Here is a 24163-nt window from a genome sequence, read left to right on the forward strand (position 1 = left end):
GGCTTGAAACGATTCACTCCGATCGTCGACGCTATGTGAGCCAGATCACGGCAGTCAAGACTCGTGGCGCGGCCGGTACCGGACAGCGGAGATGAAACGTTCGAAGCATGTACGCGATTTCGATCGGCGACGCCGAACTGGGCCCGCTCGAGCCGTGGCAGGCCGAGGAGTTCCTGGCCAACATCGACCGCGGCCGCGAGTTCGTCGGGCAGCACATCAGCCTGGCCGACCGGGTCACCGACCTGGCCTCGAGCCGCGCCTTCCTGCAGTCGTACGCGGACAAGGCGGCCACCGATACCGGCCGGATCTTCGGCATCCGCAGCGGCGGCACGCTCGTCGGCGGCGTGTTGTTCCGGACCATGGACGTCGAGCAGGGCGTCGCCGAGGCCGGGTGCTGGCTGGAGCCGGCGGCCTCGGGCCGGGGCCTGGTCACCAGGGCGGCACGGGTGATCATCGACTGGGCCATCGAGGAACGCGGCATCCACCGCGTCGAATGGCGGGTCGCCTCGGCGAACGAGGCCAGCATCGCCGTGGCGCGACGCCTCGGGATGCAGCGTGACGGCGTCCTCCGCGAGTTCAATCTTTACCGCGGGAAGCGCCAGGACGTCGAAGTCTGGTCTGTTCTCGCGCCTGAATGGCGCGCGCGACAGAGCGCCGCTGAATAGGTCGTTATACACCTAACCGTCGGGGAAGGCGCGCATCGCGGTTCGCAGCGCCTTCTCCACCACGGCGGTGAGATCGGCCCAATCCGCCCGCTCCCCTTCGGCGTAGTGCTCGACCGCCGCGCGCACCGCGCCGTTGACCATCGCCGCCAGCACGCGGGCGTGGAGGTCCCCCGCCGGGCGGTCGAGCGCGTGCGCGATCGCGTCGGCGAACACGAGTTCCGCGTCGTTGTGCGCGCGCAACCACACCGCCCGCAGCCCGGGTTCGGTCTGGGACAGGCGCACGAGGGACATCATCGTCGGCACGTCGGCGATGATGTCCCTGGCGGCCTCGTCGAACACCGCGGCGATGTCCTCCCCCGGCCGCCACGCGGCCAGCACCCCGGCCAGCACGTCGATCCCGGCGGTGAGCAGTGGCCGGACGCTGTCCTCCTTGCCGTCGGCGTAGCGCCAGAACGTGCGCGTGGAGATCCCCGCCGCGGCCGCGATGTCCTCGGCCGAGGTCGCCGCCACCCCGCGCGTGGTGAACAAAGCCACCGCCTCGCGGGCGATCTCCAGCCGTGTCTCCGCCTTGCGCCGCTCGGTGAGCGGCGGCCGTCCCACCGCACTCCGGTCTGCCACGGTCGCAGCCTACTATCTGGCACACTCGGACTTACTGTCACTCAATGCCAGAAAGTAGGACCATGACTCTCGAGCACAGCAGCGTGATCGTCACCGGCGCGGCGGCGGGCATCGGCCGGGCCGCCGCCCTCCGCTTCGCGCGCGAGGGCGCCAGAGTGGTGGTCGCCGACCTGGACGCCACGGGCGCGGAAGCGGTGGTCGCGGAGATCACCGGCGCCGGCGGCACGGCCGTGGCGGCGGTGGGCGATCTGAGCGAGCAGGCCGTCGTCGACCGCGTCACGGCCACCGCGGTCGACTCCTTCGGCGGCATCGACGTGCTGGTCAACAACGCCGGGATCATGGACGGCATGACCGCGACCGCCGACGTCACCGACGCGGAATGGGAGCGTGTTCTGCGGATCAACCTGACCGCGCCGTTCCTGCTGAGCCGCGCGGTGCTCCCCCACCTGCTCGAACGCGGCAAGGGCGCGATCGTGAACACCGCATCGGAGGCCGCCCTGCGCGGCAGCGCCGCGGGCACCGCCTACACCGTATCGAAGCACGGCATCGTCGGGCTGACCAAGTCGATGGCGATCATGTACCGGAACTCCGGCATCCGCACGAACGCCATCGCGCCCGGCGCCACCATGACCACGATCACCAAAGAGCTGCCGACCGAAGGCCACGGTCCCGCCGCGATCGCGCCGTACCTGGGCAACTTCGGGCGTGTCGCCGACGCCGACGAGCAGGCCGCGGTGATCGTGTTCCTCGCGTCGGACGCGGCGAGCAATCTCAACGGCGTGATCCTGCCGGTCGACAACGGGTGGTCGGCGGTCTGATCCGAGCAGATCGCGGGTACTCGCCCGGCGATCACTTCCACGCGGGAAGGACGACGATGCGGGTACTGACGTTCAACGCGCTGGCACCGGAGCTGGCGGACTGGCCACAGCGCCGGGAGGTGATCGCCGACGGCATCCGCGCACTGGCCCCCGACCTGATCACGTTGCAGGAGGTGGACGACGAGATCACCGGCCTGCTCGGCCCCGGCTGGCACTTCGCCTGGCATTCCGGGCGCGACGATTCCGGAGTGGGCGCGGTCTCGGTGAGCCGGTGGCCGATCGGCGCCGTGCACGAACTGGACCTCCGGCCGCCGGGCCGGGACATCCGGTCCGCCTGGTGCGCCACCGTCGTCGTCGAAGTGCGCGCGCCGTCGCCGTTGTGGCTCGTGCACCACAAGCCCAGCTGGCCGTACGGCTACGAGGCGGAACGGGAACGGCAGGCGGTGGCGGCGGCGCGGTTCGTCGAGCGGCTGGTGCCCGACCCGGCCGCCACCGTGGTGCTGGCCGGCGACTTCGACGCCGGACCGGACTCGGCCAGCATCCGGTTCTGGACCGGCAAGCAGTCGCTGGACGGCATGAGCACCTGTTACGCCGATGCCTGGCGCGGCGGGGCCGGGCACACCTTCTCCCCCGAGAACGCGCTGGTGCGCACCGGGGACATGCCCGGTGAAACCGGCCGCCGGATCGACTACGTGATGGTGCGCGCCGGTCCGCACGGCCCGCCGCTCGCGGTGGCGGACTGCCGCCGGGTGTTCACCGAACCGGTCGGCGGGGTGCAGGCGAGCGATCACTACGGCGTGTGCGCCGAGTTCACCGCGCTCCCCCACGCACCCGGTGATCTGAGAACTCTCAGAGCTGGTTCTGCCACGAGCTAGCATTGGTACTCATGGAGCTGAGGCAGCTGGAGTACTTCATCGCGGTCGCCGAGGAGCGGAACTTCACCCGCGCGGCCGAGCGGGTGCACATCAGCCAGTCCGGGGTCAGCGCCCAGATCCGCCAGCTGGAACGCGAACTCGGCGCCGAGCTGTTCGACCGGTCGGCGCGCACCGCCACGCTCACCGTCGCCGGGAAGGCCGCTCTGGAGCACGCCCGCGCGGCGGTCACCGCGGCCGGGGCGGTCGGCCAGGCGGTCGGCGAGGTGACCGACCTGATCCGGGGCAGGCTGACCATCGGCATGGTCATCGGCTGCACGGTCACGCCGCTGTTCGAAGCGCTCGCCGCGTTCCACCGCGCGCATCCCGGTGTGGAGCTGTCCTTGCTGGAGGACAACTCCGACAAGCTCATCGACGGCGTGCGGGACGGGACCATCGACCTCGCGCTCGTCGGCACCGCGGTCGACACGCCCGCCGGGCTGGAGGCGCTGACCATCGTGCGCGACCGTCTGGTCGTGCTGGTCCCGGACGGTCATCCGCTGGCGGCGTCATCCCGGGTCCGGCTGGCGGAACTGGCCACGCACCCGCTGATCTGCATGCCGCCCGGTACCGGCCTGCGCACGGTGTTCGACCTGGCGTGCGCCGCGCGGGACCTGCGCCCCGCGATCGGCCTGCAGGCCAGCGCCGCCGACGCGATCGCCGACCTGGCCTCGCGCGGGCTCGGCGTCGCCGTGCTCAGCGAGTCGATGGCCACGGCCTACCGCGATCGGCTGGTCACGCGCCCCGTCGAGGACGCGGAGATCCCCGCACTGCTGGCGCTGGTTTGGAAGAACACCAGCAGCCCCGCCGTCCGCGAACTGCTCCGGCACAGCAGGCAGGCCTTCACGCCCGGGCCGCGGACTGCTGCCTGATCAGGCCGGGCTGGGGTTGACTGGGCGGATGAAGTTCCGGACGAAGATCGAACTGGGCGGCAAGACCGCCACCGGTTTCGCCGTGCCCGCCGAGGTCGTCGAGGCGCTCGGCAGCGGCAAGCGGCCGGCCGTCACGGTGACCATCGGCGACTACCGCTACCGCAGCACGGTGGCGGTGATGGGCGGGCGGTATCTGGTGCCGCTCAGCGCGGAGAACCGCACCGCCGCCGGAGTGGCGGCGGACGACGAGGTCGAGGTCGACCTCGTGCTGGACACCAAGCCGCGCGAGGTGGAGGTGCCGCCGGACTTCGCCGAAGCGCTCGCCGCCGAACCCGCCGCCCAGGCCTTCTTCGACGGCATCTCCTACAGCGACAAGCGGTGGCACGTGCTGTCGGTCGAAGGCGCGAAGAAGCCGGAGACGCGAACCCGGCGCATCGAGAAGTCCGTCTCGATGCTCAAGCACGGCCGCGCGCGCTGAACTGCGAAAACATCAAAGGCACAGCCATTTCTCAACGCTCGCCCACCACTGTGGCACCGGCAAGTACCTGCCGGAAGAACAGGAGTGGAAATGGAACCATTTGCCTTGAGCGTGGCGGAGGAAGTCCCCTTCGCCGGGGACGTCCTGCCCGCTGAGGGAACGGCGAGCTGGACCGGCGAGGACGAGATCTCCGGCGCGGCGCTGCCGTGCTCGCCCGCCGGGCCGTTCCCCTTCAACGCGTTGTTCGACGTCGCCACCTTCTGCGGCACCTGATCGTCCGGACGAAGGGGCGCGGGCCGTCGCACCGGCGGTCCGCGCCCGCCCGGACTCGAAGGGGCGGGAAATGGGTTCGCGAATAGTCATCTACAGCAGCAGGCTCGATCCGGACGCGGACGCGATGGCGAGCCGGCTGACCGAGCTGGGGCACCAGCCGGTCCGCCTGAACACCGAGGATCTCCCGGCGCACTCGGCGATCAGGCTCACCCACGACGGCGGCGACTGGGCGGGAGCGATCGAGTTCGACCGGTCCGGGCCACCACTGGTCGTCGACGAAGTCGGCGCGATCTGGGTACGGCGGCCCGACCGGTACACGATGTCCGACGAGCTGGCCGCCGACCTGCACTACTTCGCCGCCGCGGAGACCGATCACGTGCTCGGCGGCCTGTTCGCCTCGCTGGACGTGCTCTGGGTCAGCCACCCCGCCGCGATCCGGGCCGCCGGCTGGAAGGGCGAGCAGTTGCAGCGCGCCGCCCGGATGGGGTTCCGCACGCCGAAGACCCTGATCACCACCGATCCGGACGCCGTGCGCGAGTTCGCCGAGACGGTGCCCGGCGACATCGTGGTGAAGAGCATGACCGGTCCGGCGGGCATGACCAGGCACCACACCGGCTGGCGGGACCACCCGCTGGGCAGGCGGCAGCTGCTGACGAAGGTGGTCGGGCCGGACCAGCTCGAAGGCCTTGAGCAGGTCCGGTACGCACCGTGCCTGTTCCAGGAGTACGTGCACAAGGCGTTCGAACTCCGCGTCACGGTGATCGGCGACGAAGCGTTCACCGCGAAGATCGACGCCTACGAAGGTGGCGTGCCCGCGGTCGACTGGCGCAAGCCCGGCATCGCACTGCGGTACTCGAAGTTCCGGCTTCCCGCCGACGTCGAAGCCTCATGTGTGGAGTTCGTCCGCGGTTACGGCCTCAACTTCGGCGCGGTCGACCTGATCGCGGGGATCGACGGGGACTTCGTCTTCCTGGAGAACAACCCGTCCGGTCAGTTCGCCGAAATCGACCGCGCCGTCCCGGAACTGGGCCTGGCCGACGCGCTGGCGTCGCTGCTCGTCAGGGGCCGGTGAGCGGTGGACACCCACGAACACGTGCGGGAGTCGCTGTCCGCGTTGCGCTCGTCGCTGGGCTGCCCGGTGCTGCTGTACGCCGCCGAGTCCATTTCGATCGGGGACCTGCACATCGTGCACGAGTGCCTCCGCCGGGCCGGGACGCCGTCCGAACTCGCGGTCGTGCTCCACACCAGCGGGGGTGATCTGCACGTCGCCCACCGCGTCGCCGTGCTGCTCCGCGAACAGGTGCGAGCCCTGCACATCCTGGTTCCCGAGCACGCGCGTTCCGCCGGGACGATGCTGTGCCTGGCCGCGGAGAAGCTGACCATGGGCGCCGGCGCCAGCCTCGGTCCCATCGACCCGCAGATCACCGCGTCCGGCCAGGTCGGCGCCACCGAACTGGGCACCATTTCCACCGAAGACATCCGGAAACTGCCGGAGATGTGCGCCGACTGGTACGGCCGGCAGGATTCGTCCCTCGCGCTCCATGCGCTGCTTCGCTCGATCTCCCCGCCCACGCTCTCCCGGTTCTACCGGGCCGACAAGGCAGCCCGGAAATCCGCGCTCGAACTGCTCGAACTCGCCTACCGCACCGCGTCGGCGGACTGGCGGGAATCCATCGCCGACCGGTTGCTCAGCGGGTACGACAGCCATCGCCACCTGATCAGCCCGGCGGAGGCACGGAGGATCGGGCTCGCCGTCACCACGCCCGATCCGGAACTGGAGTCCCTGCTCCACGACTGCGTCGCGCCGATCCGGGACAGCATGTACTCCTCCGGCGGCGACCTCGAACCGATCCTCGGGCTGGTCGCCGGCGACAGCGGGTTCGTCGCGGCTCAGCGGATCAGGCGGGACGCGGACGGCGGGAAGCCCCGAATCCACTGGGTGCGGGACTGAGCCCGCCGAAAGGAGAGAAACCCGGTGCCGGAACCAGGTATCGACATCGCGGCGGGCATCGTCGTGCGAACGGTCCTCGTGCTGGTGTTCCTGCTGGCCGCGCTCGGAAAACTGCGCGGCCCGGGGAGCCTGGCCGAGACGATCGACAGGGTGGTCAGGCTGCCGCGCGCGGTCACCATCACGCTGACCGCGCTCACCATCATCGCCGAACTCACGGCCGTGGTGCTGCTAACCGCCGGAGGCGGATTCCTCCACACGGGACTCGTGCTCGCCGCCGCGCTGCTGGCGGCGTTCAGCGTGGTGGTGCTGGCCGCGATCCGCCGCGGGCACCGGGTCCGGTGCGCGTGTTTCGGCCGTAGCCCCTACTTCATGTCGGGCGACGACCTGGCCAGGAACGTGGTCCTGCTCGGGGCGGCGGTGGCGGCGATCGCCCGGCATCCGGCGGAGAGCGCCGCGACGGGGTTCCTGCCCGCCGTGCTGCGCCAGGCGCCGGAACTGCTCGGCATGGCGGCCGTCGCGCTCGTCGCGGTCCTGCACGTCATGGAACTCCGCCTCCTCGTCACCGGCTTCCGGAAAGCGGGCACCACCTGATGACCCCGAACGCGATCGTCTACTTCCTCATCGCGGCCACCCTGTTCCTCGTGCTGCGGCTCACCCGCCACCTGATCCTGACCGGCGGCATCCGGTTGCCCAACCGGGCCGCGCCACCGCCGGCCGCCGGCTCCCCTGCCACGCCGTTCACCGCGCGGTTGGTCGACGGCCGCGTGTTCAACTCCCGGGACCACGCCGACGACGGTTACCTCCTGCTCTTCATCTCGGAGCACTGCGACAGCTGCCGGAAGCTCATGCCGAAGCTCCCGGCGCTGGGCAGGCTGATCGGCGACGCGGGCAGGCGCCTGTTGCTCGTGTCGTTCGAAGAGGACATCCGCACCGGGGAATCGCTCAACCGGCTGCTGGCCGAGAATGGTGTCCACGAACGACTCGCCGTGGTTTCGGCGAGCCATCCGCTGCGCCGGGACTTCAATCCGGCGGAAACGACGCCGTTCTTCTGCGCCGTCGCCGACGGGGCGGTGACGGCCACGGGGCTCGTCGGGTCACCCGCGTGGACTCGGCTGTTCGAGAGCCTGGTTCCGGCGAGCGCTGCCCGTCACTGAGGAAGCGGAGCCGATGGCGTGGGTGACGCGGTACGCGAGGCGCCGGGTTTCCTCGATCAGTTCGGGCGGGCCTTCGATCCGGTAGGGCACACCGACCGCGGCCACCGCCATCGCCAGCCACGCCCAGTCGTCGGTTCCGGTGACGTACCGGCATTTCCCGCCGTCCACCGCGACCAGTGAGCCCGCTTCGGCGCGCAGGTTCTCCGCGACCGCCTCCACCGGGGCGTCGAAGTGCACGACCGCTCCCCCGCCCCGGTCGGCGCCGAACGCGGTCATGCCGTCGGCGGGCAGTTCGCGCGGGCGGAAGGTGGTGCCCGGCACGTGGACCGCGGTGATCCGGTCGAGCCGGAAGGTGCGCCACGCCGACCGGTCGCGGTCGAAACCCAGCAGGTACCAGCGCCGCCCGAGCAGCACCTGGCGGTACGGCTCGACGCGACGCCGTGACCGGGCGCCGTCGCGGGCGGTGTAGTCGAATTCCGCGTGCTGCCGCGCCGTCGCCGCGGTGGCCAGTCCGGCGATCACCGACGGATCGGCCGCCGACGCCGGCCGCGAAGGGCCTTCGGTGGCCGCCGAAACCGCCTCGGTCCGGTACCGGAGGCGGTTCGGCAGCGCCTGCTCCAGCTTGCGCAGCGCGTCGTCGGCGCCCGGGTCACCGGTGGCCAGCGCGGCGAACCGGAGCCCGACCACGGCGGCCACCGCCTCGTCGTCGGTGAACATCAGCGGCGGCAGCGCCCGGCCCGCCACCAGCCGGTAGCTCCCGCCGGGTCCGCGGGCAGACCGCACCGGATAACCCAGTTCCCGCAGGCGGTCCAGGTCGCGGCGCAGCGTGCGCGGTGACGTGCCGAGGCGCTCGGCGAGTTCGGTGCCCGGCCAGTCGCGGCCGCTCTGCAGCAGCGACAGCAGTTCCAGCATCCGTTCACCCGGCCCGCTCACCCCAGCCAGCGTAGTGCCGCCTCAGGCCGGATACCTGGCCACGGTTTCCGGGTGGATGACCACGCGCAGCAGGTCCATCTCCAGCATCGCGGCGAGTTCCTCCGCGCGGGCCGGGTCGTCGAGGTCCCAGTAACGCGCGGCCAGGCGCTTGGCCAGGTCGTACGCCCCATCGGGTTCCAGCGTGGTGCGCCCGGCGACCGACACTCAGCGCTCCCGCTCCCCTATCGGCGCGGCGACGACGAGGGACGCGCGCGGGTCGCGGCGCAGCCGACGCACCTTGAGCGCGTCCGTCTCGGTGAACAGCTCGATCGTGCCTTCGTCGGTGGCTTCGAACCACACCGGGCGGGGCTGGGGCGGCAGCGGTCCGGCGGCCACGGTCAGGAATCCGTGCAGCGGGCGGCGGAGGAGTTCGAAGTCCTGTTCGGTCAGCGAAGTGGTGCTCATGGCATCGATTCAACCCGGCGAAGCCGGACGATTCCATAGGTGAGAAGCCGGAATACCTGTCTGATCGTCCAACAGTGGCTAGTATGGGGAAGGTGGATGTGTTCAGCGACCTGATCCGCGGCGTGCGAGCCCACGGCTCGTTGTTCGGCCGCTCGACCCTGTCCCCGCCCTGGGCGCTGCACTTCGTCGACGGCGCGCCGCTGACCCTGTGCACCGTGGTCACCGGCGCGGGCTGGATAGTCCCGGAACACGGTCCGGCTGAGCCGCTGCGCGCCCGCGAGACGATCGTCGTGCGCGGCCCGGGGACGTTCACCTTCGTCGACGAGCCGGGCACGACCGCCGAGCCGATCGCGTGCGGCGAGGACTGCGCCACGCCCGAGCAAGGCGGCACCCGGCACCGCCTCGGCTGGCACGACGACGGCCCCGGCGCGACCACGCTGATCGTCGGCGCCTATCCCGTGCGCGGCGAGATCAGCCAGCGGCTGCTGGACGCGCTGCCCGTCGTGCTCCGCGTGGACGGCGGGAGCGAAGACGACCCCGTGCTGGACCACCTCGCCGCCGAAGTCGCCGTCGACGCGCCCGGCCAGCAGGTGGTGCTCGACCGGCTGCTGGACTGGCTGCTGGTCTGCACGCTGCGCGCCTGGTTCGACCGGCCCGGCGGCGAACCCCCGGCGTGGTGGGCCGCCCAGCGGGACCCGGTGGTCGGCCAGGCGCTGCGCCTGCTGCACGCCGAGCCGGCCGCGCCGTGGACGGTCGCCGCGCTGGCCGAGCGCACCCGGGTTTCGCGGTCGACGCTGGCCAAGCGGTTCGCCGAGCTGGTCGGTGAACCGCCGCTGAGCTACCTCACCCGCTGGCGGATGACCCTCGCCGCGGACCTGCTCCTCGACCGGGAGGCCGCCACCATCGCCGACGTGGCCCGTACCGTCGGGTACGCCGACCCGTTCGGGTTCAGCGCGGCGTTCAAGCGCGTCCGGGGCGCCAACCCCAGCGAGTTCCGCCGCACCGCCGTGGCCCAGCGATAAGAAATGCTTACCGGGTCATCAGAAAACGCCACGTCTTCCACCGGCTCGAAGAAGGCAATTCCGGCCACGATCACCGATGCTAGATTCTCCCGCCATGGCGAGAAGACGGTTTTTCCCGGCGATGGCGATTTTCCTCCTGGTCGCCACAACTGTCCAGGTGGTAACGGTTTCCCCGGCCGCGGCGACACCGCCCGCGCCCACGGAATCGCGTGAACTGAGCCGCGCGGTATTTCCGGTCGACGGCCGGAAAATCGCCACTCCGAATAAGTACTCGCCAAAAGAGAACACGCGCCGCGCGGCAACGGCGACACCACCCGAGGGCACCGTCCGGCAATGGCTCGGGCTCGACGACTTCAAGGGCGGCATCTACCGCAAGGACTACACCCTGCGCGGTGTCGGCAGCACGATCGAGGTGTGGGTGGCCAACGACGTCGCCTTCCCGGCCGGTGACTGCCGCCTCGCCGATCCGTCGGCGACACAGCTCACCGACGCCCAGGTGACGGCCCTGATCGGCGAGTTCGACGGCAACATCCGCCCCAAGGAAGACACGATCTTCAGCACCCCACCCGCCCGCGACGGCACCAATGCCCTGCTCGAGCCGGACGTGAACGGCAACGGGGGCGACTACACCGGTGACGGCGCCAAGACCGTGCTGCTGGTCGACAACATCCGGGACCTCAACTTCTACGACCTCCAGGCGCTCCCGGCCGGTGGTGTCACCGGGTTCTTCTCCCGCCAGTACACCGAACTGCTCGACCGGAACGTGATCAGCGTGGACATCTTCGACTGGGCGCACCGCTCGGGCGCGAACCCGCCGCACGAGCCGACCGCCGACCCGTGCACCAGCCGTCCGGCCCGGCCCCGCCTGTACGAAGCCAACATCGCGCACGAATGGCAGCACGCGCTCACCTACTACACCGACCCGTTCGAAGCGATCTGGCTCGAAGAGGGCATTTCGCTGTTCACCGAGGCCTACACCGGCTACGTGAACCCGAAGGCGACGGTGTTCGACCCCAAGCCCGATTTCCGGATCAACTGCTACCAAGGCTTCGGCAGCGTCCAGACGCCCTACCACAACGCCCGGGATTGCGGCGGTCCGGAGAATTCGCTCAACCTGTGGGGTGAGGGCAAACCACCCTCCGACATCGGCCACGCGTTCTCGTTCCTGATGTACCTGTACGACCACTACGGCGTCGACCTCATCTCCCGGATGCACCGCGACGGCTCGGCACAGGGCCTGGCCGCGGTCGATTCCGCGCTCGACGCCGAGGGCGGGCCCGAGTTGTACCGGGTGCTGCACGACTTCCAGACCTCGACGCTGGTGGACAAGATCGTCGGCGAGTCCCGGCACGGGTTCATGCTCGGTGTGCCGAAGGAGCGGGTGACCGGCCCGAGCCTGCGTTCCACGGTCAACTTCGGCAACGCCGACACCAACGACAATCCCGGCGCCGCACCGAACGGCGCGGACTACACCCTGCCGAAGAAGGCCGACGGCACCGTCCTCAGTGGACACGAGCTGCGATCGCTGCAGTTCGACGGGGCGGCCGGCCTGCCGCCGATCCCGCTCCGGTGGACCGTGGTCGCCGACGATCCCGACCGCCCCGGCGATCCGGTGCTCTGGTCCGGCAACGACTACAACCTCGACTCGGCGGCGGTCACCCCGGTCACCGTGCCCACCGCCGATCCGGCGCTCCGCCTGCTCGCGAAGTACGGCGCCGAGTTCGGCTTCGACCACGCCTACGTGGTGGTCTCCGCCGACGGCGGCAAGACCTACACCACCGTCGGCGGGGACAGGACCGTCGACGCGCCGCTCGGGCCCGGCCTGAACGGCACCACGAACGGCTTCGAACCGCACTCGTTCGACCTGTCGGCCTACGCGGGCCAGTCCGTCCTGCTCGGCTTCCGCTACATCAGCGACGGCGGAACGAACGAGGGCGGACTCAAGGTCGACGACGTCACCCTCGGCGGAACCCCGCTCAGCGACGGCTCCACTTTGGACATCTTCGACTCACCGACCGAAGCCGCGCCGATCGAGGTGCACAACTGGAACGTGCGCCTGATCGGCTACGACGAGCGGCGTTCGGTCGCGCTGCAGGCCGAGTTCGACGGCCGCGACAGCTTCAGCCTGAACCGGCACCAGCTGCTGCTCTTCGCGTTGTTCCCGAAGGTGGTCGCGGTCGTCGCCTACGACGAGCCGACCGAGCTGGTCCAGCAGTACGCGCCCTACACGCTGAAGGTCAACGGCGTCGTCCAGGCGGGTGGTGCCTGAGTGGTCACGATCGGTTCGGCTCGTGGTAACCACCGAGCCAGCGCCCGCATTCGTTCGCCTCGACGAGTTTGTGCGAGCTGATGCTGTTCTCCCAGCTGCCCTGGTTGTCGCCGTAGGGCAGGAGGCTGTTCACCCACTGGCCGGGCCGCACGCAGAAGCTGTGGCCCTCCGGGTGGCCCTCGTTGTAGTCCGGGTAGTTGAAGAACTTGACGTGCTTGGCGGTGGTGTTGACGAGCGAGTTCACCTGGTTGTCGTAGTTCTTGACCTGGCCCTCGTTGTCGCCGTGGTCGCGGTCGCCGCCGCTGTTGTCCTTGGCGTCGTTGGCACCGGCGCACTTGTCGGCACCGTAGAGGTAGAGATAACCCGCGTTCAGGTACTTGTCCGCCGTCTTGTGGCAGTTCAGCGAGCCGGTCGGGTTCGGATCGATCACCCGGCCACCACCGCAGCCGCCGGCTTCGGCGCTCTGCCAGCAGGTGTGCGCGGCGTTCCGGACCTGGGCGAAGTTGGCCAGGAAGCTGTCGTGCACGGCGGGATCGGCGATCCGCAGCCAGGTTTCGTCGTTGACCCGGACCGACCGGTAGGTGAAGTTGTAGCTCCCGGTGAACACCACCTTCTGGTTCGGCCGGCCGGCGAACCCGCCTTCGATCAGCAGGTTCTTCTCGTGCACACCGTGTGGCCGGCCGCTGTAGAACTCGCGGACCTCGGGCCCGTTGTTCGCGCCCGTGCCGTCGAGCAGGTCGCGGAGCGGTCCGTCCGGCTCGTTCGAGATCACGTCCGCGACGACGTCCACTTCGCAGCCCTGGTTGTCGAGTTCCACCAGCCGCTGGGCGATCCTGGACCCGGGATCACCGTCCTTCTCACCGCTTATGTTCCACATGGCGGCACGCACCTTGGTGCCACCCGAGCAGTCCACCTTGGACAGAACGTCCAGTGCGGTGCTGCCCTCCTGGCGCGGGGAGTGGTAGACGGTGTACTTGCCGTATTCCTTCGGCAGCGCGGCGTTGCGGTAGTAGTCCGGGTCGGCCGGGTCCGTCCACCTGCCGTCGTCGACCCCGGACAGGTCGTCGAAGTACCGGTGGAAGTGGCCGTACAGGGCGGCATCGGTCGCGGTGTAGGCGCTGTTCCACATGTCGGTGCCGGAGTTGCCCGCCACCTTGTTGTCCTCGAGGTTCGACGAGGTGAGGAACGAGACGTTGTCCACGCTGTGCGTCCGGGAGAACAACAGCAACTTGTTGTGCATCTTCACACTGCCGATGCAGGCCTGGTCACTGCCGTCGGTGACCGGGCCCGCGCCCTGGCAGTGGTTGACCCACGAGTCCTTGGAGAAGTCGCTTTTGAGCTTCTTCTGCAGTTCACCGTAGATCGGCGCGTCATGGGAGTCGCCGGGCACGGCCCGGTCCACCATCACCCTGACCTTGACGCCGCGGTCGTACGCCCGCAGCAGCGCGTTCTTGATCTCCTGGTGCGCGAAGTGGTAGGACGCCACGCGGATCTCCGCGCCGGCGGCCGTGCCGTCGACCAGGCAGACGATGTGGCGGTGGATCGTCTCGTCACCACCGCTCGCCTGCTGGTGCGGCTGGTTGAAGATCGCGCCCTCGGTCGCGCAGGCCGCGGCCGGTGCGGGCGCGCTGTCCGCGACGCCCACTCCCAGCGCGACCGGCAGCGCCATGACAAATCCCGCGGCCAGGATCCGGCGCGGATAACGCCGACGTTCCTTCATGTCCCCTCCCCTGGATAACGAACGATCCGAGACTGTGCCCCACCGTCCTTTCCCGGCGCTTTCCCGGCGATCACATCCTTGGCGTAGGCCGAAAGCAGGTCGTGCAGCCGGTACCGGCCCGGCGCCACTTCCTCGGCGAGGTGCACGCGCAGCAACTCGTCGACCAGCGACCTGGTGGCCCGGTGCCCGGCTCCGGCCAGCGCGGCGAGTGCGCAGGTGTCGACGTCGCGGCCCGGGTAGCGGCCGAACAACCGGAACAGGCGGCGCGCGCCGGGCGAAAGACGCTGGTATGACCGGGAGAACACCGCGCGCAGCCCGGTTTCCGGGTCCCCACCCGCGTCGAGCAGGTCCAGTGCGGCCGCGGTGAGTTCGGTGAGCATGTCGTCGAGATCCCAGCAGGGCCGCGCGTTGATCGACTCGGCCACGATGCGCAGGGCCAGCGGCAGGCGAGCGCAGCGGTCGATCAACGCCGAGACCGTGTCCGCCTCGGTTTCGATCCGCGCCCCCACCAGTTCCTTGAGCAGTCCGAACGCCTCGCCGTGTGGCAGCCGGCCGAGCCGGATCCGGTGCGCCCCTTCGCGCGCGACCAGTCCGGCCAGCGCGTCGCGGCTGGTCACCACGACCGCACAGGACGAGCCGCCGGGCAGCATCGGCCGGATCTGCTCGACCGTGCGCGCGTTGTCCAGCACGATGAGCATGCGCCTGCCGTCGACGAGGGAGCGCCACCGCGCCGCACGCTCGGGCAGCTCGCCGGGGATCGCGGCGCTGTCCATGCCGAGTTCGCGCAGGAACGCGGCCAGCGCGTCCCCCGGCGCCAGCGGCTCCTCGGGAGCGTAACCGCGCAGGTCCACATACAACTGTCCGTCCGGGAAACGGTCGCGGGCGCGATGCGCCCAGTGGACGACCAGCGCGGTCTTGCCGACCCCGCCTTCGCCGACCACCGCCGTGATCGCCCCCGGTGCCACCTCGTCCAGTTCGCCGAGCTGGACCTCCCGGCCGCTGAAGCCGCGCACGTCGTGTGGCAGCTGGGCGGGCGCCCTCACCGGCGGCGCGGTCACCTCCGCCCCGATCGGCTCACCGGCGAGGATCCGCCGTTCGAGCTGTCGCAGTTCGGGTCCCGGCTCCTGGCCGAGTTCCTCGACGATCACCTCCCTGGCCGCCCGGTACGCGGCCAGCGCGCCCGCCTGCTGGCCACTGCGGTAGAGCGCGGTCATCAGCAGGCCGTGCAGCCGTTCCCGCAACGGGTGGCGGGTGACCAGGTCGGTCAGCTCACCGATCACCGCGGTGTGCCGCCCGGCGGCCAGTTCCGCGGTGTACAGCTCCTCCGTCGCGAGCAGCCGCCGCTCCCCCAGCCGCCGCGCCTCGTCGTGGAGCAGCGGCACGTCCAGGCCGCCGAACGGGGCGCCGCGCCAGATGTCCAGTCCCTTGCGGATCAGCTCGGCCCCGCGCCCCGGATCGTGCGCGCTGGTCCTGATCCCGTCCTCGATCAGGTCTTCGAACCGTTCGGCGTCCAATTCCCCCGGTAGCACGGTGAGCAGGTAGCCGTCCGGCTCGGACCGCAGCCGCTCCGGCCGGCTGAGCACCCCGCGCAACCGGTGGACGTGGGTGTGCAGGTTCCGCACGACGCGGTCGTCGCGCTGATCACCCCACATCGCCTCGGTCAGCACATCGGCCGGGACGACCCGGTTCGCGTTGGCCAGCAGCACGCCGAGCAGGGTGCGCCGCAGCCGCCCCGCGAGCCTCGCCTCCCGCCCCGCGTCGCGCAGGCGCATCGATCCGAGCACTTCGAACTCCATCAGCGTGACCCCCCTGGTACTTGGCGAGGGATCAAACAGCCGCCGGGGCTCGCGCGCCACGAGTTTGCCCCACCGGGAAAACATCGGTTTCGATCACCGGAAGCTCAGCGGAAGTACTGCCCGTCCAGCAGTCCGGCGCCGAGCGGGGTGAGGCTGTGCACCACCGACGCGCCATCGCGCTCGCTGCGCAGCAGCCCGGCTTCGCGGAGCACGGTGGCCTGCTTGCTCGCCGCGCTGACCGAGGTGCCGAGCAGTTCGGCCAGTTCGCTCGTGCTGCGCGGGACGTCCACCGCGCCGAGGCACTCCGCGCGGGTGCGCCCGAGCAGTTTGACCAGCTCCGGGGACACCGCGCGTTCCGGCGGTGCCTCGCCGGCCGCGCGGTAGACCAGCACCGGCACCCGGTCGGGGTCCATCAGGGTGACCGGGCGGTCGGCGCAGAAGTAGGACGGCACCAGGGTCAGCCCGCGGCCCGACAGGTGCACCGTGCGGTCGACCGGGTAACGCATCAGCAGTTCGCCGCCGTCCCAGCCGACCACCCCGGGCAGACCGGCGAGCATGCTGCCGACGCCCGCGGTGGTCAGCGTGTCCGCCCGGCGGGCACGATCGGCGGACACCGCGCCGGCGAGATCGGGCCAGTGCGGCGCCACCAGCAGGTCGTGGGCCCGGCGCGTCGCCTCGGTCACCGCCTGCACCTGTTCGAGGCGCCCGGCGGCGAGGTCACCGGCCCAGCCGGGGGCCTGGCGATCGGCGAACACCGCGGCGACGTCGGCGCGCAGAGCCGCGCGTGGCGTGCAGGCGAGGGCTTCGCAGCCGGCGGCCAGGTCGGTGATCCGGTCACCTGGGGTGAGAAAGTCCGGGAACGGGCCGTACTGGGGCACCAGGGCGAACATCGTGCTCAGCCAGCGGCGGGCCCCCTCGGCCTCGCGAACCCGCTTCCTGGCCCGCGAACGCCAGGCGGCCAGCCTCGCGGTCCTCGGCTGCTCCCGCGCGCAGTGCAGGCTCAGCACGGTCTCCCACATCGGATCCGGCCCCGGTGCGATGCGGACCCGTTGCAGATCTTCGCGCTCGAACACGATTCGCAGCAGCACGCGCTCCCCCTTCGCGCACGAGCCGTCAGGACAGTGCGGCTGGTCCTGACAGCCCTCGATCAGCTCGGCCGATGGGGCGCTCACGGCGTCGACCAACCGGCCTTCGCCGAGGAACACGACCACGTCGGCGGTGGCGGCCACCGCCGGATCGGCGGTCGCCACCAGCACCGTACGCTCGTGGAGATCAACGAGCCCGCGCAACAGGCGAATCACCCGCTCATCGGAAGGCTCGTCTTTTCGCCGTCGCCGGAACCGGCGCGAAAAGAGGGCGCGTCACTCCCGCATGCCGAGCGCCACGACCGGCCGGGTACGGATCGGCCCGCTCGCTCAGCCCCAGGCTCACCCCGACCAGTGGTGGCACGGCCAGCATCGAGCCGATCACCGTGGCGATCACGATGACCACGAAGGCCTCGGTGCGCATCATGGCGCTCACCTGCCGCCGGTCCGTGCCGACCAGGCGCAGCAGGGCGAACTCACGGCGGCGTCCGCAGCGCCCGCTCGAAGCCGGCGACGCGCTACTACCCGGTTCGGTTAACCAGAACTTCAGCGACCAGTGACTGCCCGAAGTGGACACTCGGTGCTGAGGTCAGAGTCCCGCGGTCACGGTGACCCCGGCAGCCACCCGCCGGGGCGTCGTGACGCCGGTGACCAGGTTCCCGGTGGACGCCAGCTGACCTGCGATACCACCGCCGAGCTGGTAGTCCAAGCCGATACCGGTGCCGCCGCCGCGGATGGCGTTGCCGGTCACGGTCGCGTTCCCGGTGCCGTAGTTGACCCCCAGCGACAGGAACGTGCCGCCACCGCCGTTGAACCGGAAGATGCGGTTGTTCGCGATGGTGGACGCCGCGTCACCCTGCAAGGAGGCCTGGAGACCGGCGGTGGCGAAGTCCTCGATGTAGTTGTCCGAAACCGTGCTGGCGAACAGGCGCTGCGCGGCGATGGCCGTGCCGCCGACGCCGTAGACGTGGTTGCGCTGCACCATCCAGCCCGCGGTGTTGTCCAGTGCGATGCCGTCGGAGCCGGAGTCGGCGATCCAGTTGTCCAGCAGCTGCCAGTCGGTGACCGAGTTCCCGGTGTCCTCGACAAAAATGCCGCGCCCGCCGGACTCGGCCACGTGGTTGCCCACGATCCGGCCGTTGACCTGGGTGTTCTGCAGTGCGGTGCCGTTCGCCGACAGATTGGTCAGCCGGAGGCCGTGCCGATTGGCACCGAAGATCTCCACATCCTCCACGACGGACTGCCACGACCGCAGCACCAGCGCGTCCCCGGCGGCCGGGTTCGCCGCCCGGTTTCCGTCGAGGGAAACGGATTCCACGGTGACCGGCAGCCCGGTGTACGGCACGTTGTCCAGGTAGGAGTCGCTGGCCAGCATCGCGGGCAGGTTCGCGCCCGCCGCCTGCCGGATCACCGTTCCCGCACGGGAATGCCCGCGGTACGCGCGCTCGCCGAGCAGCCTGATGGTGCCGTCGATCAGGCACCTACCTTCGAAAACCACTTCGTCGCCAGGAGAAGTCGCGGCGATGGCGGTGTTCAGCTTCTCGTCGTCGGTGGTGTTGTCCGCACACGCCACCACGACTTGCTCGGCCTCGGCGGGCGAGCTGGTCGCGGCGGGAAAGGCCACCATGGTCAGGGCAAGGCACAGCACGAGCGTCAGCCGGCGCACGACCGCCTCCAGGGAAGTGATTCGGATTTCCCTGGAGGCTATCGCGCTCAGCTCACCAGGTCAGGCCGTGCCCGAACGGGAAGAGGATCTTCGCCGGGTCGTCCGCCGCCGGGATGTCCACCGGCAGCTCGCCCGACGGGGAAAGCTTGCCCCGCAGGACCTTGGCCAGCGTCGACATCGACACGTCGCGCCAGTCGTAGGTGGCCACCCAGGTCGGCGCGTCGGCGAAGGCCGGGTCGTACGGTTCCTGCAACGACACCGCGACCACCGGCTTCCCGGTCGCCTGCAGGCTCTTCAGCAGCGAGACCTGCGCCGGGCTGGTCCGCAGGCCGTTGGCCAGCACGACCACCGTGTCCGCGCCCTTCGCCGCCTCGACCGCACCGGCGATGTCGGCCTCGCCGGGGTTCTCCCCGGTCGGCCGGGCGGTGCCGTGCAATTCCTTGGCCAGCGAGGTGACCGGATCCGCCGGGTAGCCGGGGAAGTCGGCCTTGTTCCAGCCGGCGACCAGCACCTTGCCCGGCTTCTTCAGCGGCAGCAGCCCGGCGTCGTTGCGCAGCACCGTGGTCGCCTGGTCGGTGATCCTGGCGACCGCCTCGCGGTGCTTCTTGCTGCCGACGATCTTGCCCACGGCCCGCTCGTCGACCAGCGGCTTCGCCAGGATGCCACGCTTGGCCTTGAGCTTGAGCACTCGCAGCACGCTTTGGTCGATGCGCTCCTCGGTCAGCCTGCCGCTCGCCACCGCGTCCGAAACACCCTTGACCGCGGCGGTGAAGTCCGGCGGCAGCAGCATCTGGTCCACACCGGCCTCGATGGCCAGCACCGGAGCTTCGGCGTCCGGGTACAGCTTGCGGATCGCGTCCATGCGCAGCGCGTCGGTGACGACCACGCCGTCATAACCGAGTTCCTCGCGCAGCAGCCCGGTCATGATGGGCTTGGACAGCGTCGCCGGCGCGCCCGACGGGTCGAGGCTGGGCATCGAGATGTGCGCGCTCATGATCGAGTCCGCGCCCTCGGCCATCGCCGCCTGGAACGGCGGCAGGTCGATCTTGCGCCAGTCGGCCTCGGACCGGTTGATGATCGGGAGCCCGGTGTGGCTGTCGGTGGCCGCGTCACCGTGTCCCGGGAAGTGCTTGGCCGAGGTCGACACGGTTTCGGTCCGCTTGCCCGAATCCTGGTACCCGTGCACCTCGGCGGCCACCAGCTCGCCGGCCAGTCCCGGGTCCGAGGAGAACGACCTGGTGCCGATCACCGGGTTGAGCGGGTTCGAGTTGACGTCCGCGACCGGGGCGAAGTTCTGGTTGACGCCCATCGCGCGCAGCTCGCGGGCGTTGATCGCGGCGATCTTCCCGGCGTTCTCGGCCGACCTGGTCGCGCCCAGCGCCATACTGCTCGGGTACTCGGTGGCGGGCGCGCTGATCCTGGTGGTCTGGCCGCCTTCCTGGTCGATCGAGGTGATCAGCGGGATGTGCGCGCCCGACGACAGCGCCGCGCGCTGCAGGCCGTTGGAGAACCGGGCCAGCTGCGCCGGATCGTCCACGTTGTCGGCGTCGTCGTTGTTGAAGTAGATGACCCCGCCGACCTGGTGCTCGCGCACGACCTCGGCGGGCGTGGCCACGCCGTACATCTGCTGGTTCATCGGGTGCGCGTCGTTCGCGGACTTGCCGTAGACGGTCACCACGAACAACTGGCCGATCTTCTGCTCCAGCGTCAGGCCGCGCAGGGCCTTCTCCGCCTGCGCGGCCTCGCTCCGCGCCCCGGCCGCGCTCGCGGGCCCAGCCGCGGCGAGCATGGTGGCCCCCAGCAGGCCGGCGCAGGAAAGCGTGAGTGCTCTTATCCCCTTGGAACGACTGCTCACATGCCCTTTCGGCACGATGACCTCTTCCCGTCGAAGGAGCCGCATGGACTGGTCTAGTCCAATCCCGGACCTCGAAAAGCTATAACAGTCACCCGGTCGAGTCAATCGTCCGTGTGCTGACTACCATCAGTGTCCACTGTGGAGGGTCACAGCGCGTCGCGGAGGGTGTCGCGGAGCCAGCGGTGGGCCGGATCGGCGTCGAGCCGCGCATGCCAGAGCAGCCGCACGTCGATCTCCGGCAGTTCGGCGGCGATCGGGAACCAGCGAATGCCCAGCGCCTCACCGAACTGCTCGGCGAGGCGCTGCGGAACGAGCCCGACGTACTGGCTCGACGCCACCAGGAACGCGGCCACCGCCGAGGTGGGCACCACGGCGGCGACCTGGCGCTGGAGACCGGCCGCGGCGAGCGCCTCGTCGAGCGGACCGCGGGCACGCCCGCGCCGCGACGCCGAAACGTGGGGATATTTGCACAACTGCGCCAGCGACGGACGACGATGACGGCCCAATGGACTGTCCGCGCGAACGATGCCGACCACGCGCTCGCGGTACAGCGAAACACTCCTGATGTCGGGCGCGGCCACGTCACCCGCACCGATGTCCAGATCCACCGAGCCGTCGCGCAGCGCCTCGGCGGTTTCGCTGCCCTCGGTGACAAAACGCAGAACCACACCGGGCGCTCGCGCGGCCGTGGCTTCGACAGCGGCCGTCGCCAGCGTCGCGGCCACACCGTCGTTGATCCGGATCGTGAAAGTGCGTTCGAGTTCGGCGGGGGTGATTTCCCGGTCCGCGCTGATCAGGGCCACCGCTTCGTCGAGCAGCGACCGCACCCGCGGCGCGGTCCGCAGCGCGAACGGCGTCGGCGCCATGCCCCGGCCCGCGCGCACCAGGATCGGATCGCCCATCGCCCGCCGCAGCCTGCCCAGCGCCCGGCTGGTCGCCGGAATGGACAGGTGGAGGCGCTCGGCCGCCGCGGTCACGCTGCTGTCCTGGAGGAGCGCGTCGAACACGCGCAGCAGGTTCAGGTCCAGTTGCTCCGGCATTGTTGCATCGTAAGCAACCGCCGGTTGTTCAAGTTGCGTGGCGCGGAAGAGCCGGCGTCAGCGCGCGGCCCGCTGCCGGGCGCGGTAGGCGGCGGCCTTGACGCGGTTGCCGCACTCGTCCATCCCGCACCAGGTGCGCCGGGCGCCGCGTGAACGGTCGAGGTAAATGCGGGTGCAGCCCTCCCGGCCGCATTCCTTGAGGCACGCGTCGCGATCGGCGAACAAGGCGATGCCGCTGCGGGCCACCTGCGAAAGCGCGGCACGCAGGTCTCCGGATCGCCGGACGCCCGCATCGCTCAGTTCGACCGCGGGCATGGGCCCGGCCGCCGCGCGGTTGACGATCTTGAGGCTCGCCGGATCGAAGGGCCGGTCCAGTACGCGGTCCAGTGCCAGCCGGTAGAGCGCTTCCCGCAGTGACAGCGCGTGCTCGAAAGTCGCGGTGTCGGCGGTGATGTTGTCGGGCAGCTCGTCGCAGCCCGTCACCCAGCGTTCGAGATCGGCGGGCGTGGTCAAGGTGTCGACCGGCGTGTCCCGGCGAGAACCCACGGTCCCGGCCAGGTCGAGCGCCGGGTTGCCGCTCACGAAGGCGAAGTCCACGTCACCATCTTGACCGGTGACGGCCACGGCTGGCAACATCGTCACCAGTTGAACCGGTGACGGGAGCAGGCATGATGGAGATCCACGACATCGAGGTGGTCGTTTTCGACGTCCTCGGCACGCTGGTCGACGAGCCCGGCGGCCTTCGCGCCGCGTTGCCCGATGGCGAACTGGTCACCTTGTGGCAGCAGCACGTCGAGACCGAGCAGCAACGCATCGCGGACGGGCTGCGCCCCTATGTCAACTCCGAGGTGATCGACCGCGAGGCCGCCGAAGTGGTCGCCGCCCGTGCCGGGCTCACCGACCCGGCGGCCATCGCCCGGCTCGCGACCGCGGGACAGAAACTGCCACCCTGGCCCGATTCCGTCGCGGGTCTCGACCGGCTCGCGCGGCGGTTCCCCGTGATCGGCCTGTCCAACGCCGGGCGCCGGGCCCTGCTGCGGATCAGCGCACACGCCGGGCTTCGCTGGCACGCCGCCTTGTCCGGCGAAACCGTTCAGGCGTACAAGCCGGCGCCGGAGGTCTACCGGCTCGCCATCGACACCGCCGGCTACCCGCCGGAACGCGTGCTCATGGTGGCCACGCACGCCTGGGACCTGCGCGGAGCCCAAGCGGCGGGCATGCGGACCGCTTACGTCGAGCGGCCGGTCGGGGATCCACCGGCGGGCACCGACGCGTTCGACGGGTACTTCGGCGGCCTCGGCGAATTGGTCACCGCGTCAGGAATTCCAGAATCGGCTCCGTCTGGCCGATGATGGAGTGCGCGACGCCGGGCAGCACGGTCACTTCCGCGTGCGGAACGGTCCGGCCGATGCGACGGGCGGTGTCCCGCGAGTCGAACATCGCGTCGCGCTCGCCGACGATCACCCGCACCGGCATGGTCAGCCCGCGCAGTGCCTCGTCGGAGAACAGGGGAAGCCGGTCCCGGCGGGGCAGGAAGTGCGTGAACATCAGCGTCAGGTAGTCCGCGACCTCCGGGGTGGCGCGGGGATCGACGCCCGCGACCGCCTTGATCGACCGGCGCATCCCCCATTGGCCGAACGGCCGGTACAGCGCGACCTTGAACAGGAAGCCGTACTTCTGTCGGCCGACGCCGCCGGGGCACAGCAGGGCCAGCCGCTCCACCCGCCGCGATCGCCGGGTCGCGTAGTCGAGCCCCAGCCAGCCGCCGAGCGAGGCGCCGACGATCGCGACGCTGTCGAGTCCGAAGTGGTCCAGGACGTCGTCCAGCCAGTCCGCGTACGCCGCCGAGTCCAGCGGCGGGCGGGAAGGTGCGGAGAGCCCGGGTTCCCCGATCATGTCGATCGCGTACACGCGGAAGCGCTTCGCCCAGGACTCGACGTCACCCGCCCACATGGCCGCATTCGAACCGGAACCGTGGAGCAGCACCAGCGGCGGCGCGTCCTCGGGACCGCTCACCAGGACGAACGTCTCCCCCGCCGTCGACGGCACCTGGTGGCGCTCGGCCGGAACGGGCCAGCTCGCCAGGATTTCCTCGTAGCGGCGCATGATCCGGCGTTGCCCCGCCTCGGTTTTGAAGATCATGACTCGAGCACCACCTGGAGGCAGTCGAGCAGCTTCCGGGTGTCGGCTAGCCCGCCGACGATGATGACCTTCATCCGTGCCCTTTCCTCGTCGTAGACGGTTTCCGTGCGCAGCGGCGGGTCACCGGGCTCGCTGCGCACGGCGGTGAGCATCGTGCTGATGCGGTGGGCCGTCTCCGGACTGACCACGTCGATCTCGACGACGCTCGACGCGTCGACGTAGCGCTGCCGCCGGACCGCGGCCGGCTCCTCCACCGGCGCGCCGATGAACGCCTCGAGGTCCTCGCGCGGGATGCGGTACTGCTTGCCGATGCGAACCGCGCGCAGGCGCCCGTCTCGGACGTAGGCGCGGACGGTGCGCACATGCAGCCCGAGACGCTCGGCGACCTCCTCGGTGGAGTAGAGCTCGTTGACCATGTCGTTACGTTAACATCCCTATCCTTCCGTACGCT

25 protein-coding genes and 1 pseudogene are annotated in these 24163 nt (G+C 70.4%); 13 read left to right on the forward strand and 13 right to left on the reverse strand.

Annotated features, from left to right (window positions below; genetic code table 11):
* Positions 1–107 precede the first annotated feature (107 nt).
* The gene (locus tag YIM_RS25230; protein ID WP_153032696.1) at positions 108–665 is read left to right on the forward strand and encodes a GNAT family N-acetyltransferase; all 558 of its coding nucleotides are present in this window, start codon (positions 108–110) and stop codon (positions 663–665) included.
* 12 nt (positions 666–677) lie between these two features.
* Here YIM_RS25230 and YIM_RS25235 read toward each other — a convergent pair whose 3' ends face one another.
* Positions 678–1283, reverse strand: a complete 606-nt coding sequence (locus YIM_RS25235) for a TetR/AcrR family transcriptional regulator (protein ID WP_153032697.1) — start codon at positions 1281–1283, stop codon at positions 678–680.
* A gap of 62 nt (positions 1284–1345) precedes the next feature.
* Here YIM_RS25235 and YIM_RS25240 point away from each other — a divergent pair, with 62 nt between their 5' ends.
* From YIM_RS25240 to YIM_RS25280, 9 genes are all read left to right on the forward strand, one after another.
* On the forward strand, positions 1346–2101 hold the full coding sequence (locus YIM_RS25240; protein ID WP_153032698.1) for an SDR family NAD(P)-dependent oxidoreductase: 756 nt from the start codon (positions 1346–1348) through the stop codon (positions 2099–2101).
* A 56-nt stretch (positions 2102–2157) separates the two neighbouring features.
* Entirely contained in the window at positions 2158–2976 is an 819-nt protein-coding gene (locus tag YIM_RS25245) for an endonuclease/exonuclease/phosphatase family protein (RefSeq protein WP_153032699.1), read from the forward strand.
* 11 nt (positions 2977–2987) lie between these two features.
* Positions 2988–3884 (forward strand): LysR family transcriptional regulator, encoded by an 897-nt coding sequence (locus YIM_RS25250; protein WP_153032700.1) that lies wholly within the window; start codon positions 2988–2990, stop codon positions 3882–3884.
* A 28-nt stretch (positions 3885–3912) separates the two neighbouring features.
* Entirely contained in the window at positions 3913–4362 is a 450-nt protein-coding gene (locus YIM_RS25255; protein WP_153032701.1) for a YdeI/OmpD-associated family protein, read from the forward strand.
* Between the two features lie 90 nt (positions 4363–4452).
* Entirely contained in the window at positions 4453–4635 is a 183-nt protein-coding gene (locus YIM_RS25260) for a hypothetical protein (protein WP_153032702.1), read from the forward strand.
* Between the two features lie 70 nt (positions 4636–4705).
* The gene (locus YIM_RS25265) at positions 4706–5707 is read left to right on the forward strand and encodes a RimK family alpha-L-glutamate ligase (protein WP_153032703.1); all 1002 of its coding nucleotides are present in this window, start codon (positions 4706–4708) and stop codon (positions 5705–5707) included.
* Positions 5708–5710: 3 nt separating this feature from the next.
* Positions 5711–6586 carry a hypothetical protein gene (locus YIM_RS25270; RefSeq protein ID WP_153032704.1) on the forward strand — a complete coding sequence of 292 codons (876 nt, stop codon included), beginning with the start codon at positions 5711–5713 and terminating at the stop codon, positions 6584–6586.
* 24 nt (positions 6587–6610) lie between these two features.
* A complete protein-coding gene (locus YIM_RS25275; protein ID WP_153032705.1) occupies positions 6611–7177 on the forward strand; it encodes a MauE/DoxX family redox-associated membrane protein in 567 nt (188 codons plus the stop codon).
* Positions 7177–7740, forward strand: coding sequence for a hypothetical protein (locus YIM_RS25280; RefSeq protein WP_153032706.1), 564 nt, complete (start codon positions 7177–7179; stop codon positions 7738–7740). Before YIM_RS25275 ends, YIM_RS25280 begins: the two co-directional genes overlap by 1 nt.
* Here the strand turns inward: YIM_RS25280 and YIM_RS25285 are convergent.
* Together YIM_RS25285 and YIM_RS25290 are read right to left on the reverse strand one after the other, a co-directional pair.
* Complete coding sequence (locus YIM_RS25285) at positions 7681–8673, reverse strand: YafY family protein (protein WP_228004004.1); 993 nt, start codon at positions 8671–8673, stop codon at positions 7681–7683. The two genes, YIM_RS25280 and YIM_RS25285, sit on opposite strands and share 60 nt — an antisense overlap.
* Before the next feature lie 21 nt (positions 8674–8694).
* Positions 8695–9117, reverse strand: a pseudogene (locus tag YIM_RS25290) (pyridoxamine 5'-phosphate oxidase family protein).
* A 92-nt stretch (positions 9118–9209) separates the two neighbouring features.
* Between YIM_RS25290 and YIM_RS25295 the strand changes: the two are divergent.
* Positions 9210–10139, forward strand: coding sequence for an AraC family transcriptional regulator (locus YIM_RS25295; protein WP_153037236.1), 930 nt, complete (start codon positions 9210–9212; stop codon positions 10137–10139).
* A gap of 94 nt (positions 10140–10233) precedes the next feature.
* Positions 10234–12408, forward strand: a complete 2175-nt coding sequence (locus YIM_RS25300; RefSeq protein ID WP_228004005.1) for a choice-of-anchor J domain-containing protein — start codon at positions 10234–10236, stop codon at positions 12406–12408.
* 4 nt (positions 12409–12412) lie between these two features.
* Here YIM_RS25300 and YIM_RS25305 read toward each other — a convergent pair whose 3' ends face one another.
* From YIM_RS25305 to YIM_RS25340, 8 genes are all read right to left on the reverse strand, one after another.
* Positions 12413–14128 carry a phosphatidylserine/phosphatidylglycerophosphate/cardiolipin synthase family protein gene (locus YIM_RS25305; protein WP_153032707.1) on the reverse strand — a complete coding sequence of 572 codons (1716 nt, stop codon included), beginning with the start codon at positions 14126–14128 and terminating at the stop codon, positions 12413–12415.
* The gene (locus YIM_RS25310) at positions 14125–15924 is read right to left on the reverse strand and encodes an AfsR/SARP family transcriptional regulator (RefSeq protein WP_194239742.1); all 1800 of its coding nucleotides are present in this window, start codon (positions 15922–15924) and stop codon (positions 14125–14127) included. Before YIM_RS25310 ends, YIM_RS25305 begins: the two co-directional genes overlap by 4 nt.
* A 104-nt stretch (positions 15925–16028) precedes the next feature.
* On the reverse strand, positions 16029–17180 hold the full coding sequence (locus tag YIM_RS25315; protein WP_228004006.1) for a helix-turn-helix transcriptional regulator: 1152 nt from the start codon (positions 17178–17180) through the stop codon (positions 16029–16031).
* A gap of 49 nt (positions 17181–17229) precedes the next feature.
* On the reverse strand, positions 17230–17586 hold the full coding sequence (locus YIM_RS25320; RefSeq protein ID WP_153032709.1) for an FtsX-like permease family protein: 357 nt from the start codon (positions 17584–17586) through the stop codon (positions 17230–17232).
* Between the two features lie 12 nt (positions 17587–17598).
* Entirely contained in the window at positions 17599–18675 is a 1077-nt protein-coding gene (locus tag YIM_RS25325) for a right-handed parallel beta-helix repeat-containing protein (protein WP_228004007.1), read from the reverse strand.
* A gap of 52 nt (positions 18676–18727) precedes the next feature.
* On the reverse strand, positions 18728–20464 hold the full coding sequence (locus YIM_RS25330; RefSeq protein WP_228005026.1) for a glycoside hydrolase family 3 protein: 1737 nt from the start codon (positions 20462–20464) through the stop codon (positions 18728–18730).
* 212 nt (positions 20465–20676) lie between these two features.
* On the reverse strand, positions 20677–21570 hold the full coding sequence (locus YIM_RS25335) for a LysR family transcriptional regulator (protein ID WP_153032711.1): 894 nt from the start codon (positions 21568–21570) through the stop codon (positions 20677–20679).
* Positions 21571–21627: 57 nt separating this feature from the next.
* Entirely contained in the window at positions 21628–22206 is a 579-nt protein-coding gene (locus YIM_RS25340) for an ABATE domain-containing protein (RefSeq protein WP_153037240.1), read from the reverse strand.
* Between the two features lie 32 nt (positions 22207–22238).
* Between YIM_RS25340 and YIM_RS25345 the strand changes: the two genes are divergently transcribed.
* Positions 22239–22922: a haloacid dehalogenase type II gene (locus tag YIM_RS25345; protein ID WP_153032712.1), complete on the forward strand. Its 684-nt coding sequence runs from the start codon at positions 22239–22241 to the stop codon at positions 22920–22922.
* On the opposite strand, the gene YIM_RS25350 is transcribed toward YIM_RS25345, so the two are convergent.
* Both YIM_RS25350 and YIM_RS25355 read right to left on the reverse strand, forming a co-directional pair.
* On the reverse strand, positions 22879–23712 hold the full coding sequence (locus tag YIM_RS25350; protein WP_153032713.1) for an alpha/beta fold hydrolase: 834 nt from the start codon (positions 23710–23712) through the stop codon (positions 22879–22881). The genes YIM_RS25345 and YIM_RS25350 overlap by 44 nt on opposite strands.
* Complete coding sequence (locus YIM_RS25355) at positions 23709–24128, reverse strand: helix-turn-helix domain-containing protein (RefSeq protein WP_153032714.1); 420 nt, start codon at positions 24126–24128, stop codon at positions 23709–23711. The genes YIM_RS25350 and YIM_RS25355 overlap by 4 nt, the downstream gene beginning before the upstream one ends.
* Positions 24129–24163 lie beyond the last annotated feature (35 nt).

Origin of the sequence: Amycolatopsis sp. YIM 10 (genome assembly GCF_009429145.1) — a bacterium.
Taxonomy (GTDB): domain Bacteria; phylum Actinomycetota; class Actinomycetes; order Mycobacteriales; family Pseudonocardiaceae; genus Amycolatopsis.

Bases quoted from the DNA above. Each gene is read 5' to 3' on its own strand.
- YIM_RS25230 (WP_153032696.1), top strand. From the start codon at position 108: ATGTACGCGATTTCGATCGGCGACGCCGAACTGGGCCCGCTCGAGCCG.
- YIM_RS25240 (WP_153032698.1), top strand. From the start codon at position 1,346: ATGACTCTCGAGCACAGCAGCGTGATCGTCACCGGCGCGGCGGCGGGC.
- YIM_RS25245 (WP_153032699.1), top strand. From the start codon at position 2,158: ATGCGGGTACTGACGTTCAACGCGCTGGCACCGGAGCTGGCGGACTGG.
- YIM_RS25250 (WP_153032700.1), top strand. From the start codon at position 2,988: ATGGAGCTGAGGCAGCTGGAGTACTTCATCGCGGTCGCCGAGGAGCGG.
- YIM_RS25255 (WP_153032701.1), top strand. From the start codon at position 3,913: ATGAAGTTCCGGACGAAGATCGAACTGGGCGGCAAGACCGCCACCGGT.
- YIM_RS25260 (WP_153032702.1), top strand. From the start codon at position 4,453: ATGGAACCATTTGCCTTGAGCGTGGCGGAGGAAGTCCCCTTCGCCGGG.
- YIM_RS25265 (WP_153032703.1), top strand. From the start codon at position 4,706: ATGGGTTCGCGAATAGTCATCTACAGCAGCAGGCTCGATCCGGACGCG.
- YIM_RS25280 (WP_153032706.1), top strand. From the start codon at position 7,177: ATGACCCCGAACGCGATCGTCTACTTCCTCATCGCGGCCACCCTGTTC.
- YIM_RS25300 (WP_228004005.1), top strand. From the start codon at position 10,234: ATGGCGAGAAGACGGTTTTTCCCGGCGATGGCGATTTTCCTCCTGGTC.
- YIM_RS25305 (WP_153032707.1), bottom strand. From the start codon at position 14,128: ATGAAGGAACGTCGGCGTTATCCGCGCCGGATCCTGGCCGCGGGATTT.
- YIM_RS25310 (WP_194239742.1), bottom strand. From the start codon at position 15,924: ATGGAGTTCGAAGTGCTCGGATCGATGCGCCTGCGCGACGCGGGGCGG.
- YIM_RS25330 (WP_228005026.1), bottom strand. From the start codon at position 20,464: ATGCTCGCCGCGGCTGGGCCCGCGAGCGCGGCCGGGGCGCGGAGCGAG.
- YIM_RS25335 (WP_153032711.1), bottom strand. From the start codon at position 21,570: ATGCCGGAGCAACTGGACCTGAACCTGCTGCGCGTGTTCGACGCGCTC.
- YIM_RS25340 (WP_153037240.1), bottom strand. From the start codon at position 22,206: ATGTTGCCAGCCGTGGCCGTCACCGGTCAAGATGGTGACGTGGACTTC.
- YIM_RS25345 (WP_153032712.1), top strand. From the start codon at position 22,239: ATGATGGAGATCCACGACATCGAGGTGGTCGTTTTCGACGTCCTCGGC.
- YIM_RS25350 (WP_153032713.1), bottom strand. From the start codon at position 23,712: ATGATCTTCAAAACCGAGGCGGGGCAACGCCGGATCATGCGCCGCTAC.
- YIM_RS25355 (WP_153032714.1), bottom strand. From the start codon at position 24,128: ATGGTCAACGAGCTCTACTCCACCGAGGAGGTCGCCGAGCGTCTCGGG.